This is a genomic window from Pseudomonas sp. FH1, assembly GCF_000510895.2.
Taxonomy (GTDB): Bacteria; Pseudomonadota; Gammaproteobacteria; order Pseudomonadales; family Pseudomonadaceae; genus Aquipseudomonas; species Aquipseudomonas azotoformans_A.
The window spans coordinates 29,032-52,122 of sequence record NZ_AOHM01000036.1 but is presented as its reverse complement, the minus strand read 5'-3'; the positions used below and the strand labels follow the sequence as shown (position 1 = coordinate 52,122).

At 60.3% G+C, this 23,091-nt stretch carries 20 protein-coding genes; 8 read left to right on the top strand and 12 right to left on the bottom strand.

Annotation, left to right across the window (positions count from 1 at the left end):
• Positions 1-4: 4 nt before the first annotated feature.
• The 3 genes from H096_RS12570 to H096_RS12560 form a co-directional block, all read right to left on the bottom strand.
• Entirely contained in the window at positions 5-1,339 is a 1,335-nt protein-coding gene (locus H096_RS12570; protein WP_033898530.1) for a sigma-54 dependent transcriptional regulator, read from the bottom strand.
• On the bottom strand, positions 1,333-3,099 hold the full coding sequence (locus tag H096_RS12565) for an ATP-binding protein (RefSeq protein WP_033898529.1): 1,767 nt from the start codon (positions 3,097-3,099) through the stop codon (positions 1,333-1,335). The genes H096_RS12570 and H096_RS12565 overlap by 7 nt, the downstream gene beginning before the upstream one ends.
• A gap of 103 nt (positions 3,100-3,202) precedes the next feature.
• The gene (locus H096_RS12560; protein WP_016971118.1) at positions 3,203-4,726 is read right to left on the bottom strand and encodes a fumarate hydratase; all 1,524 of its coding nucleotides are present in this window, start codon (positions 4,724-4,726) and stop codon (positions 3,203-3,205) included.
• 216 nt (positions 4,727-4,942) lie between these two features.
• On the opposite strand from H096_RS12560, the gene H096_RS12555 reads away from it, so the two are divergent.
• Together H096_RS12555 and H096_RS12550 are read left to right on the top strand one after the other, a co-directional pair.
• Positions 4,943-5,875, top strand: a complete 933-nt coding sequence (locus tag H096_RS12555; protein ID WP_033898526.1) for an iron-sulfur-binding ferredoxin reductase — start codon at positions 4,943-4,945, stop codon at positions 5,873-5,875.
• 30 nt (positions 5,876-5,905) lie between these two features.
• Entirely contained in the window at positions 5,906-6,655 is a 750-nt protein-coding gene (locus H096_RS12550) for an enoyl-CoA hydratase-related protein (RefSeq protein ID WP_033898524.1), read from the top strand.
• 56 nt (positions 6,656-6,711) lie between these two features.
• Here H096_RS12550 and pyk read toward each other — a convergent pair whose 3' ends face one another.
• Complete coding sequence (gene pyk, locus H096_RS12545) at positions 6,712-8,163, bottom strand: pyruvate kinase (RefSeq protein WP_010208055.1); 1,452 nt, start codon at positions 8,161-8,163, stop codon at positions 6,712-6,714.
• A gap of 173 nt (positions 8,164-8,336) precedes the next feature.
• On the opposite strand from pyk, the gene H096_RS12540 reads away from it, so the two are divergent.
• Both H096_RS12540 and H096_RS12535 read left to right on the top strand, forming a co-directional pair.
• Positions 8,337-8,711 carry a hypothetical protein gene (locus H096_RS12540; RefSeq protein ID WP_025854787.1) on the top strand — a complete coding sequence of 125 codons (375 nt, stop codon included), beginning with the start codon at positions 8,337-8,339 and terminating at the stop codon, positions 8,709-8,711.
• Between the two features lie 225 nt (positions 8,712-8,936).
• Positions 8,937-9,296: a PilZ domain-containing protein gene (locus H096_RS12535; RefSeq protein ID WP_033898648.1), complete on the top strand. Its 360-nt coding sequence runs from the start codon at positions 8,937-8,939 to the stop codon at positions 9,294-9,296.
• 24 nt (positions 9,297-9,320) lie between these two features.
• On the opposite strand, the gene H096_RS12530 is transcribed toward H096_RS12535, so the two are convergent.
• The 6 genes from H096_RS12530 to H096_RS12505 are packed head-to-tail and all read right to left on the bottom strand — an operon-like array spanning position 9,321 to position 16,003.
• Positions 9,321-10,652 carry a DUF58 domain-containing protein gene (locus H096_RS12530; RefSeq protein ID WP_033898521.1) on the bottom strand — a complete coding sequence of 444 codons (1,332 nt, stop codon included), beginning with the start codon at positions 10,650-10,652 and terminating at the stop codon, positions 9,321-9,323.
• 7 nt (positions 10,653-10,659) lie between these two features.
• Positions 10,660-11,655, bottom strand: coding sequence for a MoxR family ATPase (locus H096_RS12525; RefSeq protein WP_033898520.1), 996 nt, complete (start codon positions 11,653-11,655; stop codon positions 10,660-10,662).
• Positions 11,652-12,821, bottom strand: coding sequence for a DUF4350 domain-containing protein (locus H096_RS12520; RefSeq protein ID WP_033898519.1), 1,170 nt, complete (start codon positions 12,819-12,821; stop codon positions 11,652-11,654). The genes H096_RS12525 and H096_RS12520 overlap by 4 nt, the downstream gene beginning before the upstream one ends.
• A complete protein-coding gene (locus H096_RS12515) occupies positions 12,818-14,347 on the bottom strand; it encodes a DUF4129 domain-containing protein (RefSeq protein WP_033898517.1) in 1,530 nt (509 codons plus the stop codon). Before H096_RS12515 ends, H096_RS12520 begins: the two co-directional genes overlap by 4 nt.
• Entirely contained in the window at positions 14,334-15,314 is a 981-nt protein-coding gene (locus tag H096_RS12510; protein ID WP_033898515.1) for a stage II sporulation protein M, read from the bottom strand. Before H096_RS12510 ends, H096_RS12515 begins: the two co-directional genes overlap by 14 nt.
• Positions 15,311-16,003: an RDD family protein gene (locus H096_RS12505; RefSeq protein ID WP_033898513.1), complete on the bottom strand. Its 693-nt coding sequence runs from the start codon at positions 16,001-16,003 to the stop codon at positions 15,311-15,313. Before H096_RS12505 ends, H096_RS12510 begins: the two co-directional genes overlap by 4 nt.
• 167 nt (positions 16,004-16,170) lie before the next feature.
• Here H096_RS12505 and sbcB point away from each other — a divergent pair, with 167 nt between their 5' ends.
• Entirely contained in the window at positions 16,171-17,598 is a 1,428-nt protein-coding gene (gene sbcB / locus H096_RS12500; protein WP_033898512.1) for an exodeoxyribonuclease I, read from the top strand.
• A gap of 89 nt (positions 17,599-17,687) precedes the next feature.
• Here sbcB and mvaT read toward each other — a convergent pair whose 3' ends face one another.
• Entirely contained in the window at positions 17,688-18,062 is a 375-nt protein-coding gene (gene mvaT / locus H096_RS12495; protein ID WP_016970296.1) for a histone-like nucleoid-structuring protein MvaT, read from the bottom strand.
• 350 nt (positions 18,063-18,412) lie between these two features.
• Here mvaT and purU point away from each other — a divergent pair, with 350 nt between their 5' ends.
• Complete coding sequence (purU, locus tag H096_RS12490) at positions 18,413-19,261, top strand: formyltetrahydrofolate deformylase (RefSeq protein ID WP_010208067.1); 849 nt, start codon at positions 18,413-18,415, stop codon at positions 19,259-19,261.
• An 86-nt stretch (positions 19,262-19,347) separates the two neighbouring features.
• Complete coding sequence (locus H096_RS34230; RefSeq protein ID WP_191983003.1) at positions 19,348-19,518, top strand: hypothetical protein; 171 nt, start codon at positions 19,348-19,350, stop codon at positions 19,516-19,518.
• On the opposite strand, the gene H096_RS12485 is transcribed toward H096_RS34230, so the two are convergent.
• Positions 19,519-21,408 (bottom strand): methyl-accepting chemotaxis protein, encoded by a 1,890-nt coding sequence (locus H096_RS12485; RefSeq protein WP_033898509.1) that lies wholly within the window; start codon positions 21,406-21,408, stop codon positions 19,519-19,521.
• Between the two features lie 203 nt (positions 21,409-21,611).
• Between H096_RS12485 and H096_RS12480 the strand changes: the two genes are divergently transcribed.
• Complete coding sequence (locus tag H096_RS12480) at positions 21,612-23,090, top strand: helicase HerA-like domain-containing protein (RefSeq protein ID WP_033898647.1); 1,479 nt, start codon at positions 21,612-21,614, stop codon at positions 23,088-23,090.
• Position 23,091: the final 1 nt, after the last annotated feature.

Sequence of the window (23,091 nt, the reverse complement as noted above, 5' to 3'; positions counted from 1 at the left end):
CCGCTCATTCGTCCTTCAGGAACATGTCGCGGGCGAGCCCGTGGCGCTGCATCTTTTCATTGAAGGTACGGCGTGGCAGTTGCAGCTCGGCCAGCACGGCCTTGATATCACCCTTGTGCCGGGTCAGCGCGGCTTTCAGGCAGTGGGCTTCGAAGGCCTCCTGCTGAGCGGCCAGGGATTGCCCGGCCTCGATGCCTTCCGGTTCCGGCTCGCCAAGGCCGAGTACCTGGCGTTCGGCGACGTTGGCCAGTTCGCGCACATTGCCCGGCCAGTCGTGGCTGAGCAGGCGCCCCAGTTGCGCGCCGCTCAGGGGCTCGACGTTGCGGCCCAGGCGCTCGGCGGCACTCTGTGCAAAGTGGTCGAACAGCAACGGGATATCTTCGCGGCGTTCACGCAAGGGTGGCAGGCGCAATTGTGCGACGTTCAAGCGATAGGCCAGGTCTTCGCGAAAGCGCCCGGCGCGGGCCTCTTCCAGAAGGTCCGGCTTGGTCGCGGCGATGATGCGCAGGTCGACGTGGATACTTTGGTTGGAGCCCAGTCGCTCCAGTTTCTGTTCCTGCAACACACGCAGCAGTTTCACCTGTTGGGCCAGTGGCATGCTTTCGATTTCGTCGAGGAACAGCGTGCCACCATGGGCATATTCCAGTTTGCCGATGCGCTTGCCCTGGGCGCCGGTAAACGCGCCGCTTTCGTGGCCGAACAGCTCGGCTTCAAACAACTGCTCGGGGATGGCGGCGCAGTTGAGCGCGACAAAGGGTTTCTTCGACCGAGGGCCAAAATCATGCAGGCAACGGGCGACCATTTCCTTGCCGCTGCCGGTCTCGCCACGGATCAGTACGTTGACCGGCAGGCTCGCCAGGTCCAGCACCTGGCGGCGCAAGGTTTGCAAACCTCGCGACACACCCAGCAGGGTCGTTTCCAACTGCGCCCGATGATCGGCCTGCTGGTGCAGGCGGCGGTTCTCCAGGATCAGCCCGCGCTTGTCCAAGGCACGGCGCAGGCTGTTGAGCAGGGCGTCGGGGCTGAAGGGTTTTTCCAGGAAGTCGTAGGCACCGTCGCGCATGGCCTCAACCGCCATCGGCACATCGCCGTGACCGGTGAGCAGGATTACGGGCAAATCGGCATCGCGGCGCTGCACTTCGGCCAGCAGCTCCAGACCGCTGAGGCCGGGCATGCGCACATCGCTGAGGATCACGCCGGGGAAATCCTTGGGCAATTGCGCCAGGCATTCCTCGGCGCGGCTGAATAGCTGAACCTCAAAACCCGACAGGCTCAGCCATTGCTCGACGGCCGTGCGGATGCTGGCTTCGTCATCGACCACAATCACCGCGTTCAACATAGGTCGGGCGTCTCCAGCGCGATAGGCAGCGTCAGGGTGAACACCGCGCCGTCGCCACGATTGCCGGCGATCAGGCGCCCACCCAATTCGTGCACGATAGCGTAGGACACCGCCAGCCCCAAGCCGAGGCCATCGCCCACAGGCTTGGTGGTGAAGAACGGGTCGAACACACTGTTCAGGTGCTCGTCGGCAATCCCGCCGCCGCTGTCGCTGACGGTCAGTCGCCACAGCTGTTGGTCGGCATGCAGGCGGATTTCCAGGCGTTTACGCGGCTTGTCGGCCATGGCATCGAGGGCGTTGCGCAGCAAGTTGATCAGAACCTGTTCCAGGCGGATCGCATCGCCGCGCACCCAGGCGGGGCGGGTCAGGTCCAGCACCACGCCGATGGATTCATCGCGCAGGCGCGCATCGAGCAGGTGCAGCGACTGGTCGACCACGGTGGCCAGGTCCAGGCGTTCACGCAGGCCGCTCGGGCTTTTGCGCGCGAAGGTCTTGAGGTGGCCGGTGAGGGCGGCCATGCGCGTGAGCATGTCGTCCAGTGGCGTGAGTGCTTTGTAAGCATCATCGACACGGCCGTGATCCAGAAGCAGGCGCAAAGTGGCCAATTGCATGCGTTGGGCGGTGAGTGGCTGATTGATTTCGTGGGCGAGGGCGGCGGACATCTGTCCCAGCGCCGCCAGTTTGGCAGATTGCACCAGGCCATCCTGGGCCGTGCGTAGCGCCTGGGTGCGTTCTTCCACCAGTTGCTCAAGCTCTTCGCGACTGCGCTGGCGCAAGCGGGCCAGGCGCCAACGTTGGGTCAGGAACAGCACCAGGAACACCAGCGCCAGCCAGGAACCGGCGGCGGCCAACCCGGCGTTGCGCTGATCTTCAAAGGCGACCTGCGGCTTGCGCAGCAGGTGCAGGGTCCAGCCTTCGGCCTTCAGCGGCAGGGATTCCCAGATGTAATTGGCACTGCCATCCGGACCGTTGACGCGCATCAAATGGCTGTTTTCGTCGAAGCGTTGCAGAGTGCTGGTTTCGAGTGCCTGCAGTTGTTTTTTGTCGTACTGGCGAGTGGCCTTGAGCTCGGCCAGGTCGCTGGCCGTCAACGGTCGCAGGTTGCGGTAACGCCAGCCGGGTTGATTGGCGATGAACACGATGCCACGCGCATCGCTGACTAGCAGCAGGTCATTGCCCTGGGCCCATTCGCGCTCAAGTTCGGGGAACTCCAGTTTCACAACCATCGCACCGAGGAACTGTTCGTGTTCGTCGACCACCGCGCTGGAGAGGAAGTAACCGGGGATGCCGGTCGTTACGCCCACCGCATAGAAGCGCCCGGTGCCCTGGCTCAAGGTCTGGCTGAAGTAGGGGCGAAACGCGTAGTTGTGCCCCACATAACTGCTCGGCAGGTTCCAGTTGCTGGCGGCCACGGCCAGGCCGGTGCGGTCCATCAATTCCAAGGTGGACGACTGCGCCGCGCCGTTGATGCGCTCCAGTTTGCGGTTGAGCAGGTCCTGGGTCGCGGTATCCAGCGGGCCCTTCAAGGCATTGATCATCTCCGAGTCCAGCGCCAGCACCGCAGGCAGGGCGCGGTAGCGTTCGATCAGGGTATGCAGCGAGTTGGCGTACAGCGCGAGCTGCTGATTGGCACGGGCGGCGTCGTCCACCAGCGCCTGGCGTTCGGCATGGCGCGTGGCCCAGGCTGCGGCCAGTAGCGCGCCGGCGATTATCAGCAGGGAATAGAAGGTCAGGCGCAGGGGGCGAGGGATCACGATCATACGGTGAGGGGCAGGCACGGTAAGGGAGTGCACCATACCATGAGCCATAAAAAAGGCGACTGGGCCATGGCCACAGTCGCCTTTATGTTTGCAGGGGAAGCGCTTACTGCACTTCTACCGCCAGGCTTTCACTGATCTTTTTCTGCCAGATGGCAGGACCGGTGATGTGCACGGATTCGCCTTTGCTGTCGACAGCAACGGTGACCGGCATGTCCTTCACGTCGAACTCGTAGATCGCTTCCATACCCAGCTCGGCGAAGGCCACCACGCGCGACTTCTTGATGGCTTGCGCCACCAGGTAGGCGGCGCCGCCCACGGCCATCAGGTACACGGCCTTGTGGTCCTTGATCGCTTCGATCGCAGTCGGGCCGCGCTCGGATTTGCCGATCATGCCCAGCAGGCCGGTTTGCTCGAGGATCTGACGGGTGAACTTGTCCATCCGCGTCGCGGTGGTCGGGCCGGCTGGGCCAACCACTTCTTCGCGCACCGGATCAACCGGGCCGACGTAGTAGATGAAGCGACCTTTCAGATCAACCGGCAGGGTTTCGCCCTTGTTCAGCATCTCGACCATGCGCTTGTGCGCGGCGTCGCGACCGGTGAGCATCTTGCCGTTGAGCAATACGGTTTCGCCCGGCTGCCAGCTCTGCACTTCTTCCGGGGTCAGGGTGTCGAGGTTGACGCGACGGGCCGATGGGCCGGCTTCCCAGACGATTTCCGGGTAGGCGTCCAGCGGTGGGGCTTCCAGCGATGCCGGGCCCGAACCGTCGAGCACGAAGTGCGCGTGACGGGTGGCGGCGCAGTTGGGGATCATGCACACCGGTAAGGATGCGGCGTGGGTCGGGTAGTCCATGATCTTCACGTCGAGCACGGTGGTCAGGCCACCCAGACCCTGGGCGCCGATGCCCAGTTGGTTGACCTTCTCGAACAGCTCCAGGCGCATCTCTTCGATACGGTTCTGCGGGCCGCGCTTTTTCAGCTCGTGGATGTCGATGGACTCCATCAACACTTCCTTGGCCATTACCGCGGCTTTCTCGGCGGTGCCGCCGATGCCGATGCCGAGCATGCCCGGTGGGCACCAGCCGGCGCCCATGGTCGGAACGGTCTTCAATACCCAGTCAACGATCGAGTCGGACGGGTTGAGCATGGCCATTTTCGACTTGTTCTCGGAACCGCCGCCCTTGGCCGCCACGTCCACTTCCACGGTGTTGCCCGGGACGATGGAGTAGTGGATGACCGCCGGGGTGTTGTCCTTGGTGTTTTTGCGCGCGCCTGCAGGGTCGGCCAGGATAGAAGCACGCAGGACGTTTTCCGGCAGGTTGTAGGCGCGACGCACGCCTTCGTTGATCATGTCGTCCAGGCCCATGGTGGCGCCATCCCAACGCACGTCCATGCCCACGCGCACGAACACGGTAACGATACCGGTGTCCTGGCAGATCGGGCGATGGCCGGTGGCGCACATGCGCGAGTTGATCAGGATCTGGGCGATGGAGTCACGGGCCGCTGGCGATTCTTCGCGCAGGTAGGCTTCGTGCATGGCTTGGATGAAATCAACGGGGTGGTAGTAGGAAATGAATTGCAGGGCGTCGGCAACGCTCTGAATCAGGTCGTCTTGCTTGATCACGGTCATGAGTCGCGCTCCTCTATAAGGGAACATTCAATAAAGGTGGGCTCAGTGTTGCATCGGTCGGCTGAGCTCACCTTTCCAAGGCACGCCAAAATGGTGCAGGCGCGACGCTAAAAAGGCGCGGCAGTATAACCCGGCTCGGTGGCCGATACACCCGACTATGGTCAAACTGTCGCAGGCATGATTCCCTGTGCGCGCCCCTTGTGATTGAGCCCTTATATGCCTGAACTCTACGTCGGCGAACGCCATTGGTCGGTATCTTCCGGCAGCAACCTGCTGGATGCCTTGAACCAGGCCGGTGTGGCCGTGCCCTACAGTTGCCGCGCCGGCAGTTGCCATGCGTGCCTGGTGCGATGCCTGGGGGAGGTCGAGGACAAACAACCCGAGGCCTTGAGCCCTGCGCAACGCCAGGACGGCTGGCGCTTGGCTTGCCAGTGCCAGGTCAGCGGGGACCTGCGCGTTGAAACCTTTGACCCGACGCGTGACGGGTTGCCGGCCCAGGTGCTGGGTGTGGATTGGTTGAACCCGAGCGTGCTGCGCTTGCGTCTGCAACCCGAGCGTGGCTTGCGCTATCGGGCCGGGCAGCATCTGGTGTTGTGGGCGGGACAAGTGGCGCGGCCCTATTCCCTGGCGAGCTTGCCCCAGGATGACCCGTTCCTGGAGTTTCACCTCGATTGCCGTCTGCCTGGCGAGTTCAGTGATCTTGCTCGCCAGTTGCAGCTGGGCGACCGTCTGCGTCTGGGCGAATTGCGCGGTGGTGCGCTGCAATACGATCCTGACTGGCAAAGCCGGCCGTTGTGGCTGCTGGCATCCGGCACCGGCCTTGGCCCTCTTTGGGGGGTGTTGCGTGAGGCCTTGCGCCAGGATCATCAGGGCGACATTCGCGTGATTCACCTGGCCCATGATGCGCAGGGGCATTACCTGGCTGAACCCCTGGCGCAGCTGGCGGCACAGCATCCCAACGTGACGGTGGAATTGTGGACGGCGGCGCAGGCGACTCAGGCATTGGCGCAACTGCGGCTTGTTTCGCGGCAAACTCTGGCTTTACTCTGCGGGCACCCGGCCAGTGTCGAGGCGTTTTCCAAGCGTCTGTTCCTGGCGGGCCTGCCGCGCAATCAACTGCTGGCCGATGTGTTCCTGCCCCGTGGTTGAGCGCTGAATTCTACAGCCGCGAGATTCGCCATGACCGATGCCATCCTGCAACACCGCGAGCGCGGGTTGCTGACCTTGCAGCTCAATCGCCCCGACAAGAAAAACGCCCTGACCCGCGCCATGTACACGCAACTGGCCGAGGCCCTGGAGCAGGCCGATGCGGATGAGGCCATCCGCTGCGTGCTGATCCAGGGCAGCAGTGACTGTTTCACCGCCGGCAACGACATTGGCGATTTTCTTGAACAGCCGCCCAGTGATCTCGACAGCCCACCGTTTTACTTCATGGAAAGCCTGCTCAACTGCCGAAAACCGGTGATTGCCGCCGTGGCGGGCGCTGCGGTGGGCATTGGCACGACCCTGCTGCTGCATTGTGACCTGGTTTACATCAGCCGTGATGCGCGGCTGCGCATGCCATTCGTCAACCTGGGGCTGTGCCCGGAGTTTGGTTCAAGTCTGATCCTGCCGAGGTTGTTGGGGCACGCGAAGGCTGCGGAATTATTGCTGCTGGGCGAAGGCTTTACCGGCGAGCAGGCGGCAGCCTGGGGGATTGCTACCGAGGCGCTGGGCAGCGGGGAGGCGGCGTTGGCCAAGGCGCGGGAAATGGCCCAGCGCTTTGAGACCTTGGCGCCGGGGGCTGTGCAGGTGACCAAGCAATTGATGAAGAGCGTTGACCGTGAGCAATTGCGCCAGGTGATTGAGGAAGAGGGCGCTTTGTTTGTCCAGCGGTTGAAGTCGCCGGAAGCGATTGCGGCGTTGTCGGGGTTTATCAACCGGTCCTGAGAAAGCAAAAAGCCCCGCCATTCACAGGGCGGGGCTTTTGTTTTTCAGCGTGTCACTCAGACCTGTGGGTCGCCCACGTGCAGGATCTTCATGCCATTGGTGCCACCGGTGGTGTGGTAGCTGTCGCCCTTGGTCAGGATGACCCAGTCGCCTTTCTCTACGACGCCACGCTTGACCAGCTCGTCGATAGCTTTCTGGCTGACTTCGTTCGGTGCCAGCGAAGCCGGATCGAACGGAACGGTGTACACACCACGGAACAGCGCGGTGCGCGCCTGGGCTTCGCGGTGCGGGGTGAACGCGTAGATCGGCACCGAGGAACGGATGCGCGACATGATCAACGGCGTGTAGCCACTTTCGGTCAGCGCGATGATCGCCTTCACGCCCGGGAAGTGGTTCGCGGTGTACATGGCCGCCAGGGCGATGCTCTGGTCGCAGCTTTCGAACTCTTTGCCGATGCGGTGGCTGGAGGTCTTGCTGGTCGGGTGCTTTTCAGCGCCGAGGCAGATACGTGCCATGGCTTGCACGGCTTCCAGCGGGTACGGGCCAGCGGCGCTTTCGGCTGAGAGCATCACGGCGTCGGTGTAGTCGAGCACGGCGTTGGCCACGTCGGACACTTCGGCGCGGGTCGGCATCGGGTTCTGGATCATCGACTCCATCATCTGGGTCGCCACGATCACCGCTTTGTTGTGACGGCGTGCGTGCAGGATGATCTTCTTTTGGATACCGATCAGCTCGGCGTCACCGATTTCCACGCCCAGGTCGCCACGGGCAACCATCACCGCGTCGGAAGCCTTGATCAGGCCGTCGAGGGTTTCGTCATCGGCCACGGCTTCGGCGCGTTCGATCTTCGCCACCAGCCAGGCAGTACCACCGGCTTCGTCGCGCAGTTTACGAGCGTATTCCATGTCGGCGGCGTCGCGCGGGAAGGACACGGCGAGGTAGTCCACTTCCATTTCGGCGGCGAGCTTGATGTCGGCCTTGTCTTTTTCGGTCAGGGCCGGTGCGGTCAAGCCACCGCCACGACGGTTGATGCCTTTGTGGTCGGACAGCGGACCACCGATCAGCACGACGCAGTGCAGTTCAGTCGGGGTCGCGGTTTCGACGCGCATGACCACACGGCCATCGTCCAGCAACAGCTCGTCGCCGACGCCGCAGTCCTTGACCAGGTCCGGGTAGTCGATACCCACGACTTGCTGGTTGCCTTCGGTCAACGGGTGGCTGGTGGAGAAGGTGAATTGATCACCGATCTTCAGCTCGATCCGCTTGTTGGCGAATTTGGCGATACGGATTTTCGGTCCTTGCAGGTCACCCAGCAGTGCGACGAAGCGGCCGTGCTTGGCGGCCAGGTCACGCACCAGCTTGGCGCGAGCCTTGTGCTCGTCCGGGGTGCCGTGGGAGAAGTTCAGACGGGCAACGTCCAAACCAGCCAGAATCAGCTGTTCGAGGACTTCCGGCGAGTTGCTGGCCGGGCCAAGGGTGGCGACGATTTTGGTACGACGGACGGACATGCACAGACTCCTGAGTTCAAGCGCTGAGGAAGGCTACTATGCTCTTTCGTTGTAGTCATTGTTCGTTTGCACTACTTATCGACGATTGACTTGTTTTCGTTGTGGCGGAATACGAACATCCCTGAAGATTTTCGACGGGGGGTCGATACACTGCACAAGACAGGAGAACCCTCATGCGAATTTTGCTCATTGCTGCCCTGGCCGTCAGTGTTGTCGGCTGCACCCGCTGGTCGATGGACCATCACCTGAACAATGCCTACCGCGCCTACAAGGTCGGTGACTGCGAGCGCGTTACCCTGGAATTGTCCCAGGTCGACCGTGAAAGTCGCACCCGACGTTATGTACAGCCGGAAGTCTCGATGTTGCGCGGCCAGTGCCTGGAACGGCAGAAACTGTTCGTCGACGCGGTACAGACTTATCAATTCATCATCAATCAATACCCGTCGAGTGAGTACGCCTACCGTGCCCGCGCGAGGCTCGACACCCTGCAACAACTGGGGCATTACCCCGGTGCAAGCGTCGCGCAACCGCGTCCGGCGTCCTTGTGATGATATTCGTCATTCAATAACTGGCCCGTCGCCAGTCTTGGGCTATTCTTTGAATGTTCGTTTGTATAAGTTTCTTTGCAAACGGATGTTGGGCCCGGACTGGGTGGCTGTCTAGCGGCAGGCAATTGCCTGTTGTCGCCCCCAGATCCAGGGAGAGTGGGCGACGTCGCCCGTTCCGAATCACTGGCACGGCCGCAGTCATGGCCACTGGATGGCGATCTCACCATGTTTACCGACCGACGGATCGAGCGGCATCAGCTTCCTTATTTCCTGCAAGTGTTTAATCGTCTCACCGACAAGCCCATCGGGTTTTTGGGCAATGTCTCGGAAGACGGGCTGATGTTAATCAGCCAATTGCCCATGATGGTCGACGTGGACTTCGAACTGCGCTTGAAGATTCCAGGCGCTGACGACACTTTCCACCCCATCGATCTCACGGTGACCTGTCTGTGGAGTCATGAGGACATCAACCCGCAACACTACGATTCCGGGTTCAGGGTGCTCCACGCACCCGAAGAATATGGGCAGTTGATCAACGTCTTGTTGAATTACTTCAGCTTTGATCCGTTGCAGGCTTCGGCGTAGATGAATAACGTTGGCGCGCCCTTATCAGAGCACGCCGGCTTTCTTCCACCCCAGGTAACGTGTGACCAAGGCCGGTCCCAGTTCAGACGGTAAAGTGTCCAGTAGGGACAGGCCCTGGGCGCAGAGCCGGTCGTGCAGTTCGTTGCGGGTATTCAGGTAGTCGATGGTGCCGCTGTAGGCCAAGGCTTCGGGCAGGGTTTGTACGGGGGCTTGGCGCAGTTGATCAAGGGCTTCCTCGCGCAAACTGGCCACCAGCACCCTGTGATGGCGGCTGATGCGATTGACGGCCGTCAGCAGTGTTTCATCATCCTCATCCCGCAGGTTGGATATCACGATCACCAAAGCGCGCCGTTTCTGTCGAGCCAGCAGTTGGCTTGCTGCAGCCTGATAATCGGCAGCCCGGCGAGTGGTATCAAGGTCGTATACCGCGTTGAGCAACCGGTTCAACTGGCTACTGCCTTTGACCGGCGCCAGGTAGCGTGGCTGGTCACCGGCGAAGGTGCACAGCCCAACCGCATCCCCCTGGCGCAACGCGACGTAGCTGAGCAGCAGGCAGGCATTCAGGGCATGGTCAAAGTGGGACAGTTCGTCATCCTGGCTGCGCATGCGGCGGCCGCAATCGAGCATGAACACGATCTGTTGGTCACGCTCATCCTGGTACTCACGGGCAATGGGTGTGCGTTGCCGGGCCGTGGCTTTCCAGTCCATTTGCCGCAGGCTGTCACCCTCGCGAAACTCGCGTAACTGGTGAAACTCCAGTCCCAAGCCGCGGCGCTGCCGTTGGCGTACACCCAGTTGGCTCAGCCAGTTATCCACACCCTGCAGTTGGGCGCCGTAGAGACGGGCGAAGTCCGGATAGACGCGGGTGGTATCGCTCACGTCGATCAGTCGCCGTGCTGACCACAGGCCCATGGGGCTGGGCAGGAGAATTTCACAGCGGTTGAAACTGAAATGACCACGCCTCAAAGGGCGAAGGCGATAACCCAGCTCACTGCGTTCACCGGGGCGCAGGTCTATGGATTGGGGCATGTGCTCCACCGACAGCCCGTCAGGGACATGATCGAACACCTGCACGCTCAGTGTCTGCGGGAAGTCATGCTCGAGAACCAGGCGTATTTCCCCCCAGCGGCCCAGTGCCAGGCTTCCGGGCATTTGCCGTTGCACACGGGGCGAAGGGCGGCTACGCAGACGCATCGCATCCAGCAGCGCGAGCAGTAACAGCGCCAGTAGCAGGCCCCACGCGATGGAGTGCAAGGTGTCTGGCACCTTAAACTGCAACGCTGCCACAATGCCCAGCAGGATGTCCAAGCCCAGCAATACGCCAAGCCAGTTCAACAGCAGACGGGTCGGTTTCATGGGCGAGTCATTGCCGAGGCGCCGGGATCTGATCGAGCATTTGCTTGAGCACCTGGTCGACCTCCAGCCCGTCGATATCCAACTCTGGCGCGATGCGTACCCGATGGCGCAGCACTGCCAGCGCGCAACCCTTGATATCGTCCGGGGTGACGAACTCACCACCGCGCAACAGGGCACGGGCACGTGCGCCACGTACCAGGTCGATGGAAGCGCGTGGGCCAGCGCCGATGGCCAACCCTGGCCAGCTACGGGTGGCGCGCGCCAGCCGTACGGCATAGTCGAGCACTTGTTCGTCGAGTGCCAGTTCACTGGCTATCTGCTGAAGCCGCAGCACATCTTCGGCCAGCAGTACCGTACGCAAGGGTTGTACATCCAGCATGTCGGCGCGAGACGAGCGGGTGACTTCACGCACCATGTCCAGTTCTTGCTGCGCGTCGGGGTAATCCATGCGCACCTTGAGCATGAAGCGATCCAGCTCCGCTTCCGGCAGCGGGTAAGTACCTTCCTGTTCAATAGGGTTCTGGGTCGCCAGCACCATGAACGGTTGACCGATGGGCAACGCCTCGCCTTCGAGGGTGACTTGCCGCTCCTGCATGGCTTCGAGCAAGGCTGCCTGGGTCTTGGCCGGGGCACGGTTGATTTCGTCGGCCAGCAACAAATGGGTGAACACCGGCCCTTTGCGCAACTTGAACTGTTCAGTGTGCAGGTCATACACGGCGTGGCCGGTGACATCGCTCGGCATCAGGTCCGGGGTGAATTGAATACGCGCGAAATCCCCCTCAAAGCAACGTGCCAGGGCACGCACCAGCAGAGTTTTCCCCAGCCCCGGCACGCCTTCGAGCAGCACATGGCCGCCGGCGATCAGCGCGGTCAGGACATCGTCGATCACCGGATCCTGGCCAATCACCGCCTTGCGCAATTCCGTACGCAGGTCCTGGGCTTGCCTGCTGGCACGTTGCATGGTTTCGCTGGTCAGGGCAGTGGCGCTTGGAAGTTCGCTCATAGGGCATTCCTGAGGGTTTGCAGGCACGCGACCTGCCGGCTGAAATCGGCACTGGAAAGCCGTTTCTGCGGGAGTGGGTCAAGGACCTGGCTGATGACATGAAGGGGTTGGCGCGTCAGGTGTTCAAGCACCCGGCACTGAGCTGCACTGTCGAGGTGTTCAAAACCGGGGTGACGGTGCCGGGCCGCGCGCAGGATATCGCGCTGCAAAGCATGCAGGAGCGTGCCCTGGCCGCTGCGGCGCAGCAGGAAGTCGGCGCTGGCTTTAAGGTGTTCCTGCAATTGGCGGCGAGCATTGGAGGTTGGAGATCGAGTCGGGCCTTGACGCATACCGGCCCGCCACAGTGCCAGGGCTATCAGCGAAATAAGTGCGATCAGGGCCTGGGGAAAATACCGCATCAGTAACGTGAACAGGTCGTCGAAGTCACTGTTGAACAACAGGGTCACGGCCGTGCCCTGATTCAGGTACCACAGTAGCCAGGCATTGTCGTGCTTGCCGATGTTCGGGGTTTTCCACAAGTCACTGTCGGTGATCACTGTGACGCTGCCTTCCCCGAGGTCGAGTTGCATCAGGTGGCTCGACCTTGAGCTGTTGGCGGAAAATTGGGCCTGGTGCCTAGGGTCGGTGAGATTGAAATCCGTGTCGAAACTGAAGTGCGCCGAGGCGGTTTCATTGTCGACGTAGAGTTTGGTGAGGTCCTGGCTTTTGTTTTTAAGGGGCTTTTTACTGGAAGGCGCAGGTTCCTCAGGTTCGTCACTCAAGGTTTGGTGGATATGCAAGCGATCGAGCAGCAGGTCGCCACTTTTGCCGGTTTCCTCATCCCACAACGCCTCGGCTACAAGCAACAGATGACCGCCGGACTTGGCCCAGCTCAGCAGTTGCTCTACCTGGCGGGGTGACATGTTGCTGCGCTCGCCGAGCAGCAACAGGCTGTTGCCCTTGCCCGGTAGGGTAGTCAGTCGCTCCAGGCTGTTGGCGTGCTCAACGGTCACGCCTTGTTGGCGTAGAAAGTGTTCGGCTGCCAAGTAGGGGTTGGCCAAGGCTTCTGGAGAAGGGCCACGATCCACCACCTCGTCGTAGGGAATTGCCTTGGTCCACGCATAGAAGGCACCGGCTCCAAACACGCATGCCAACAATAGCCCGACCCACAGTAACGGCCGGTTCATTGGTTGCTCCCCGGGTTGAACAGGGTGCGCCAATCACTGCACAGTTTTTGCTGGGCTGAGGGGGGAGGCAGGTGATGACCGTAGGCAAGGTTCTGCCAGTGTTGGGTCAACTCATCGCTGAAAGCCAGGAGCTGCGGTTGTTGCAACCGTTGAACCCGCTCCAGGACCTGGCCTTCGGTATCAGCGCTTTTCAGCGGCACATTGAAATCATGCAACAGCCGACTGAGCAGGCCTCGATACAGTAGGCCAAGGGCTTCCCTGGGATGGGTGGCCCACAAATGCTCGGCGGCACTGGCCACATCGTCGGGCAACGTCTGCGTGTCCAGTTCAAGGCCGAACAGTTGCTTGGGAACGGGGCCGCCAACCTTGATCGTGTGAGGCCTGCGCCGATTGACAAAGGTGCGCAACCACTCACGATAACGCCACGCCAGCAGGAACAGGGCGCCGATCAGAAGCCCCCACAACAGCACCTCCAAGCCCAGCGCGATCGACTTGAAAGTATTGCTGTTGAAATTATCCAACAGCGCCTTCAGCCAGTCCGGAAGCTTGCCGTCGCTGTGAGCTTTGCTTTTAACCGACGGATTTTCTTCGCCAAAGCGATAGCGCGTGACGGTTTCCGGGTTCTTGAAGGGGGGCTTTTCCAGTAGGGACTGGACAGATTGGCTTGCGCTCTGAGTGCTCAGTGGTTTTGAGGGGCTGGACGCTTCTGCCATGACGTGCGCGCTGAATGGCAGCAGCGTCAGCCCGATCATCAGCAACAGCAGCGGCGCCACATTGCTCAGACGTTGACGGAGGCGACGGAAGACCAACTCCAGGTCCCAGGCCTCCAATACAGTGCGGCGGTTGAGGTAGAGGCTGAAACCGCAGGCTACATAGATGGGTTCCCAAAACACCAGGATCAAGGCGTAGAAGGCGTTGCCCAAATGTTCCAGCCATAACCCTTCCGAGCTTGTCGCCAGTACCAGGCGCTGCCAATCCCAATCCATCTCGACGTTTTGGGGAATGAATAGGTAGAAGAGCGCCATGCAACCGAACCACAAGCCGATCTCCAGGTGCACCCCAATGGTGGTCAACCAGCGTGCGGCCCCGGCATTACGTTGCTGCAGTACACCCAGTCGTTTTTGGCGTGCGGGCCCATCCAGGCCTTCGAGCTGGCTGACCGGCATCACAAAGCTGCGGCTCAGACTGAACCGGCGCCAGGTGAGGCTGGCCAACAGTTGACCCTTGAGCAGGCGCGGCCACTGACGAACGGCCTGCTTGATGCTGGGTGTTTCGCCAAACAGGGCCTTGGACAAGATATACAGGGGGAGGCGATCAAAGGCCGGCTTGAGCCACCAGAACAGGAACATTGCGGTGGACGGGTACTTCCACAGCAGTGCCGTGAGCACGGCGAACACTGGCAGCGTCACCAACGCCCAACTGCCCATCAACAGCAGGCGATGCTCACGGGCCATCAATACGCCAAGATCCATCGCCTCCCAGGCAGTACGTGGGCGGATTGCCACGCTGGCATCACTGAGGCGCATGGCGAGTCCTTCCGGCAAGGCTCAAGTAAGCGACTACCAGCAGCCACAGCGCCGCGCCAACCAGGTACTTGACCCAGGGCGCTATCAGGGTGGTGGATGACCAGTACGCCTCAATGAAGGCTGCGATCAACAGGAAGAGCATGACGCCGCATAACATTTGCACGCTCTTGCGCGCCGCCAGCCGCAGTGATTCGCCGCGGGTCAACTGCCCGGGAGCGATCAGCGCCCAGCCCAGTTGCAAACCCGCGGCACCGGCGAGGGCGATGGCCGTCAGCTCGAAGGCCCCATGCCCGATCACGAATGACCAGAAGGTCTGCCCGTAGCCGATTTCGGTCAGATGCCCGGAGACCGCACCGATGACCAGGCCGTTGAAAATCAGGAAGAACACGCTGCCCAGCCCGAACAGTAATCCGGCAGCAAAGGTCTGGAACGCGATACCGATGTTGTGCATCACGTAGTAGCCGAACATCATCCAGTCTTCGCTCGAGGCACGCTCAGCGGTGCGGCCCAGGCGGCTGGCATCAGGGTCATACATGCCCTGCATCTCGGCAACCTGCTGGGGACTGACGATGCTGTAGATCAGGTCGGGAAACAGGTAGACCAGCAACGCGATACCCACCAGGCTGCCAAAGAACAGCAGGCTGGCTACCAGCACGAAACGCCACTGTTCCCGCACCAACCGAGGAAAATCGGCAAGTACGAAACTCAGCACATTTGCCGTCAATTGGCTGCGATGGCGGTAGAGTTGTTGATGGCCGCGCAAGGCCAGTTGTTGCAAGGGGTCTACTAAATAGCTGCTATAGCCGCGTTCCTGGGCCAGGGCCAGGTGCTGGCACAAGCGTCGGTACTGATGGGGGAAATCGGCCATGTCACTGGTTTTAACCTTGCCTTGTTCCAACTGTTGCAGGTGTTGGGCAAACGCCTGCCATTGAGGCTGGTGACGGCTTTCGAAAAGACTCTGCTTCATGTTGGCCCCAACAGGCCACGGGCCACGCCGTTGAGTTGTTCCACGGCGCGGGCCGTGGATACCTGCAACGGGGTGGCGAGAATTGAGGCCAACTCGTGAACGCGTTCGGTGGACAGTTCACCTTGGCGTTCCGCGAAGCCAAGGATGGCCCGTTGTTCACTCAGCTCCAGGGCGAAGGGCAGGCGTAGGGCGGCAGCTTGAGGAATCTTTGGACGTACCAGCGGTTGTTCCCGGTAGATCACCAGTGTACCGGCGGCCAGGTCGCCCAGGCGCTTGAAATGAGGATGCTGCAGGCAACTGATCGCGCCCAGGAAGTAACCGAAGGGCAGCATGTCGACAAACCGCAGCAGATTACGGATCAGTGACGCGGACCAGCCGACCGGGGTGCCGTCATCGTGGACTACCCGCAAACCCATGACTTGCTTGCCGGGCGAACAACCCTGGTTGAGCACCTCGAACAGCACCATGTACCACCAACTGATCAGGAACAGCAGCAGCGAACCCAGGCCGATGCCGACATTGCCAAGCAAGGCCAATGGCACCAGCAGAACGCCCATCACCACCCCGCGCAACCCCAGGTCGAAAGCAAAGGCCAGCGCACGTGGCATCAGGCCAGCGGGGCGCAGCGGCAGGTCGATGCCCTCCGGGGTTTCGATCTGGTAGCGGGTGTCCAATGGGGCTGACGGCATCGCGATCCTTGGCAGTGCAGAATGGCTGGGAGACACGGATGCTAGCAGTGTCGGCGATGGAAGCAACCATTCAAGGTTTTGCTGGATGTTTGTACAGTTGATTTGGTGCTGGTCGCGGACGCCGTCCAGCGCCTAGACTTTGTCGATCTTCAGTACAGGAATAGCCCGTGACCTCCATTTTCTGGTACGACTATGAAACCACCGGCATCAATCCGCGCAGTGATCGCCCGCTCCAGGTAGCGGGCATTCGAACGGACCACGAACTCAATGAGATCGGCGAGCCGGTCAATCTTTATTGCCAGCCCAGCGACGATATCCTGCCCCATCCCGTCGCTTGCGCCATTACCGGTATCACCCCAGCAATCCTCGCGGAAAAAGGCCTGGCCGAGGCCGATTTCATGACTCGGGTGCATGCCGAGCTGGCGGCTCCGGGTACGTGTGGCGCCGGGTACAACACCTTGCGCTTTGACGATGAAATGACGCGCTACAGCCTGTACCGCAACTTTTTCGACCCTTACGCACGTGAGTGGCAGGGCGGTAACAGTCGTTGGGATCTCATCGACGTGATCCGCACCGCCTACGCCCTGCGCCCGGAGGGTATTGCATGGCCGCAACAGGATGGGCGCGTCACGCTCAAGCTGGAGCGCCTGACCGAAGCCAACGGTATCGATCATGGCCAGGCGCACGATGCTCTGTCTGACGTGCGAGCCACGATTGCCCTGGCCCGATTGGTTCGTGAGAAACAGCCCAAGCTGTATAAATGGCTGTTTCAACTGCGCAGCAAGCAGGCGGTGATGGACCAGGTGCGATTGCTGCAGCCCATGGTGCATATCTCCGGGCGTTTTTCCGCCGAGCGTCATTACCTGGGCGTGGTATTGCCATTGGCGTGGCACCCGCGCAATCGCAATGCACTGATCGTCTGCGACCTTGGGCTCGATCCTCAAGGGTTGTTGGACCTGGATGCCGATACCTTGCGTCAGCGTCTCTATACCCGTCGTGACGATCTTGCCGAGGGCGAGTTGCCGGTGCCGCTTAAGTTGGTGCACATCAATCGCTGCCCTGTGGTTGCTCCCTTGAATGTGCTTCGGGCAGAAGATCGTGAGCGTCTGCACTTGGACATGGATCTTTTTCAGGCGCGCGCCCTGCGGCTAACTGACGCACAGGAACTTTGGCGCGATAAATTGGCGGCCATTTATGCCGAGGAAGATTTCGTGCCGAGTTCAGACCCGGAGCAACAGCTTTACGATGGCTTTATCGGAGATCGTGATCGGCGCTTATGTGAACAAGTCCGGATGGCCGAGCCTGCGCAATTAGCTCGCCAGCAATGGCCTTTTGATGATCATCGTTTACCTGAATTACTGTTTCGCTACCGAGCGCGTAACTTCCCCGATACCTTGAACAGTGAGGAGCAACAACGCTGGCAGCTTTTCTGTCAGCAACGTTTGTCGGACCCAGAGTGGGGGGCGCCAAATACCCTTGCAGCATTTAAGCAGGCTAAACAGGAATTTGCCGTTAGTGCGACGCCTTTTCAGGCGGAGGTGCTTGAGCAGTGGCAGGAATATGCCGACGCGCTGGCCCATAAGGTGAATCTGTAGTCGGCTCTCATACAATACACAGGCAATTAAAAACGCCAGCAAGCTGGCGTTTTTAATGTATCGCGTATCAGGCGCAGGCCTGGCGAGGCTTAGCCCAGCAGGGTAGCCCAGCCTTCAACCACGTCACCGCCCCACTTGGCTTTCCACTCTTTCAGGGTTTTGTGGTTGCCACCTTTGGTTTCAATCACTTCGCCGTTGTGTGGGTTTTTGTACTGTTTGACTTTGCGAGCACGCTTGGTGCCGGTAGTTTTCACAGCGCCACGCGGTGCTTTAACTTTCGATTCTGGATCCAGCAGCGCGATGATGTCACGCAGGGATTTGGAGTACTCACCCATCAGGGCGCGCAGTTTGCCTTCGAATTCCAGCTCGGTTTGCAGTTTGTCGTCTTGGGACAGGTTCTTCAAACGGGCTTGCAGCTCTTTGATAGCTTCTTCGGTGGCACGGTATTCGTTGATCAGAGACATGTGGACTACCTTATGTAGAGCGCTGATTGACAGGGAGAGTGGCCCAATAATAGTCAGGCAGTTTGCCCAAGTAAACATTTAAGCTCGCATTTATGTGAATTACTTTGAATGTTTGTAGCGTTGCTATGCATTCGAGTTAATTACTAGGGCGTAGGCCTTAAGATAATCTCGTTGAAATACGGGGAACAGCCGTAGGTTGAGGGAGTAGATTCATATAAAGGTGGTAAAACCATAGGCTATTAAGGGGCAAGCCGTCGGCCAGCGATCAGAATAAGCGTCAACGAATACTGCAGTTTTCCTGCGCAATCGCTAGAATGGCGGCCTTTGCGAAGTTCTGGAGTTTCCCCCTAATGCGCACTTTTCGGCTGGTGATTGCTTGCCCGGACCGGGTTGGCATCGTTGCCAAGGTCAGTAACTTTCTGGCCTCCCACAACGGTTGGATCACCGAGGCGAGTCATCACTCGGACAATCTCAGCGGTTGGTTCTTCATGCGTCACGAGATTCGTGCCGATTCGCTGCCTTTTGGTCTTGATGCCTTCCGCGACGCGTTTGCGCCCATCGCCGAAGAGTTTTCGATGACCTGGCATATCACCGACACCGAGCAGAAAAAACGCGTGGTGTTGATGGCCAGCCGTGAATCCCACTGCCTGGCCGACTTGCTGCATCGCTGGCACAGCGATGAGCTGGACTGCGAGATCGCGTGTGTGATTTCCAACCATGATGACCTGCGCAGCATGGTCGAGTGGCATGGCATCCCGTACTACCACGTGCCGGTCAATCCGCAGGACAAAGAGCCGGCGTTCGCCGAGGTCTCGCGTCTGGTCAAGCAACACGAAGCCGACGTGGTGGTGCTGGCGCGCTACATGCAGATCCTGCCACCGGAACTCTGCCGCGAATACGCTGGCAAGGTGATCAACATTCACCACAGCTTCCTGCCGTCGTTCGTCGGCGCCAAGCCGTACCACCAGGCGTCGCTGCGGGGTGTGAAGTTGATCGGCGCTACTTGCCACTACGTCACCGAAGAACTGGACGCCGGCCCGATCATCGAGCAGGACGTGGTGCGTGTCAGCCACAGCGACAGCATTGAAGACATGGTGCGTTTCGGCCGTGACGTCGAGAAGATGGTGCTGGCCCGTGGCCTGCGTTACCACTTGGAAGACCGCGTGCTGGTGCATGGCAACAAGACGGTCGTGTTCTGATCGACCTGTTGTGATTGAAGAATGAAGGGCCTGGGCGTTAAATCGATCCAGGCCCTTTTTCTTTGTACGCTGCCGAGGATTGAATCATGAGTGATCCGCTGGACAAAGCCACTTCAAAAGCCCCCGCCACATTAGGGGAGGGCTGTTTGAGTCGATACGACCCGGATGACCTGAGCAGCGAGGACGGCACCGAGTTTCCCGGCGCCGCCGAACTGTGGGAGCAGGAGCAGGCCAGGTCCGAGACCAAGGACGCCTGATCAGATCCGGAAACTGCCAACCAATTGTTTCAACCGTGCAGCCTGTTGTTCCAGGTCGGCACAAGCACGCAACGTGGATTGCAGGTTTTCCACACCTTCCTGGTTGAGGGTGTTGATCTCGGTAATGTCCATGTTGATCGACTCCACTACCGAGGTCTGTTCCTCTGTGGCGGTGGCGACGGACTGGTTCATGCCATCAATTTCGCCGATGCGTTGGGTCACGCTGTTCAGGCGTTCGCCGGCCAGGTTGGCGATATCGACACTTTCAAGACTGTGGCGCTGGCTTTCACCCATGGTGCTGACCGAGTCCCGCGCGCCGACTTGCAGTTCCTCAATCATCTTCTGCACCTGTTGCGCCGATTCCTGAGTGCGATGCGCCAGGTTGCGCACTTCATCCGCGACCACCGCAAACCCACGCCCGGCTTCCCCAGCACGCGCCGCTTCGATGGCAGCGTTCAATGCCAGCAGGTTGGTTTGCTGGGAAATACTGGTGATCACTTCAAGGATCTGCCCGATATTCACGGTCTTGCTATTGAGCGCTTCGATGTTGCTGCTGGAGGCGCTGATCATCGACGACAACTGGTTCATCGCCTTGATGTTGCGTTCCACCACTTGCTGGCCATCCTCAGCCAGATGCCGTGCATCGCTGGCCTGATGGGAGGCCTGCGCTGCATTGCGCGCGATTTCCTGGGCCGCAGCGCCCAGTTCATTGATGGCGGCGGCGACGCTGTTGGTGCGATTGGCCTGCTCATCGGAATTGACCATCGACGAGTTGGAGGCGCTGACCACCCGCAGTGCCACTTCATTTACCTGTTCGGTGGCCGAAGACACTTCGCGGATCGACGTATGAATACGCTCCACGAAGCGGTTGAAGGCGTTACCCAGCGTGCCGAATTCATCGTGGTTCTGGATGGTCAGGCGGCGGGTCAGGTCGCCCTCGCCATCGGCGATGTCCTGCATGGCGCGGGTCATCACGTGCAGTGGTTGCAACAGGATACGGATCAGCATGCCGAGCAGGGCGATGATGATCACCACCGCAATGAGCGTGGCGATGACCGCTGAGGTGCGGAATTCGCTGAGCATGGCGAAGGATTTGTCTTTATCGACTGAAATGCCGAGGTACCAGTTTACCGAGGGCAGGCCCTTGATCGGAGTGAAGGTCACGATGTTGTCTTTGCCGTTGGCCTCGACTTCGCTGAAGTCTGCGCTGATCTTCGGCGTATTTTTCGGATACACGTCGGCCAGGGTCTTCATCACCAGGTTTTTGTCCGGGTGTACCAGTACCTTGCCGTCGGCGCTGACCAGGAACGCATAGCCCATACCGCCGAAATTAAGCGCGCCGATGTTATCCACCAGGGTTTGCAGGCTCAGGTCACCGCCGACCACGCCGATGCTTTGGGTGCCTTGGTTGCTGGGAGTGGCAACGGAAATGATCAACTTGCCGGTGGCCGCATCGATATAGGGCTCGGTCAGGGTTGAACCGTTGCTGCTCTGGGCGCCCTTGTACCAAGGGCGGACACGCGGGTCGAAACCGTCCGGCATCTTGGTGTCGGGGCGGATGGTGAAGGCGCCTTTGCTGTCACCGACGTAGGTCGCCATGAAGGAGGACGTCAGGGTTTTCTGTTCCAGCAGGCTGGCAACAACCGAAGGCTCGGGGTTGATGGCGATGTTTTGCGCGGCGTTTTCCACCAGGGCAATGCGCCCGGTAAGCCAAGTTTGAATGTTGCTGGCGGTAACATCGCCCATTTCATGCAGGTAGTTGTTGAGATCGTCGCGTATCGCGTTGCGTTGCAGGTAGTCGTTGTAGAGGGTAAACAGCGCGAATGCGGCAATGACGATAAGGGAGGCTGCAAGCAGGATTTTGTGGCTGAAGCGCAGATTTTTATTCATGGCTTGTAGGGTCCGCTAAGGTCTTAATATCCGAAGCGCGTCCTTATGGGAGGCGCAAATGGCAGCGTCAAAAAAGGTGTGATACTTCTTGTGATGGTTCCGGTGGTCCCTGTGGGAACTATCTGACCTATTTTTAGACTTTGTGGGTCTCACACTTCTTTGTATCGACCTGGCCGCACTAAAGATTAACCATGGGTGACGAAATGCCTGACTCCACGCAACTGCTAATCGGCGCCGGCCTCGACGGCCAGCCCATCGCCCAGGCCATGCGCCTGGCCAACCGTCACGGGTTGATCGCCGGTGCCACCGGCACGGGCAAGACTGTCACGCTGCAACGCCTGGCCGAAGCCTTCAGTGATGCCGGCGTGGCGGTGTTTGCGGCGGATATCAAGGGTGACTTGTGCGGCCTGGGCGCTGCGGCGAACCCGCAGGGCAAGGTGGCCGAGCGCATCGCCGGCATGCCGTTCCTCAATTACACGGCCAAGGCTTATCCGGTCACGCTGTGGGATATCCACGGGCAATCCGGTCATCCGTTGCGCACTACGATCAGCGAAATGGGCCCATTGCTGCTCGGTAGCCTGTTGGAACTCACCGACAGCCAGCAATCGGCGCTTTACGCGGCGTTCAAGGTCGCAGACCGCGAAGGCTTGTTGTTGCTGGACCTCAAGGACCTCAAGGCGCTCCTCAATCATCTGCGCTACCACCCCGAACTGTTGGGCGAAGACGCGGCGCTGATGACCACCGGTTCCAGCCAGGCGTTGTTGCGACGCCTGGCGGTGCTGGAGCAGCAGGGCGCCGAAGCTTTGTTCGGCGAGCCGGCCCTGCAGTTGGAAGATATCCTGCAGCCCACCAGTGACGGGCTTGGTCGCATCCATCTACTGGACGCGAGCCGTCTGGTTCACGAAGCGCCGAAGGTGTACGCGACCTTCCTGCTGTGGCTGCTGGCGGAGCTGTTCGAGCAACTGCCCGAGCGCGGTGATGCCGACAAGCCGTTACTCGCACTGTTCTTTGATGAGGCGCACTTGCTGTTCGCCGACACGCCCAAGGCGTTGCAGGAGCGACTGGAGCAAGTGGTGCGGCTGATCCGTTCAAAAGGCGTTGGCGTGTATTTTGTCACCCAGTCGCCAGGCGACCTGCCGGACAGCGTGCTGGCGCAACTCGGCCTGCGCATCCAGCATGGCCTGCGGGCGTTCACGACGAAAGAGCAGAAATCCCTACGCGCCGTAGCCGACGGTTTTCGGCCGAACCCGGCCTTTGATGCCCTTTCGGTATTGACCGAGTTGGGCACGGGCGAGGCGTTGGTGGGCACGCTGCAGGAAAAAGGCACGCCGGAAGTCGTCCAGCGTGTATTGGTTGCACCGCCGCAGTCGCGGATCGGGCCGCTCAGCGAAGCCGAACGCGCTGCATTGGTGGCCAGTTCACCGTTGCAGGGTCGGTATGACAAGCCGATTGATCGGGACTCCGCTTATGAAGTGCTGATGGCACGCAAAGAGCTTGGGCCAACCGAAGAGGCCAAGCCGGCCGCCGAGGAGCCTAGCTTCACCGACAGGGCCGGGGCGTTTCTCGGCACAACCGCAGGTAAGGCGCTGAAGTCCGCAATGCAGCAAGCCGCCAATCAGATGGGGCGACAATTGGTCCGTGGTTTGTTGGGGTCGTTGTTGGGCGGCAGCAAACGCAAGTAGC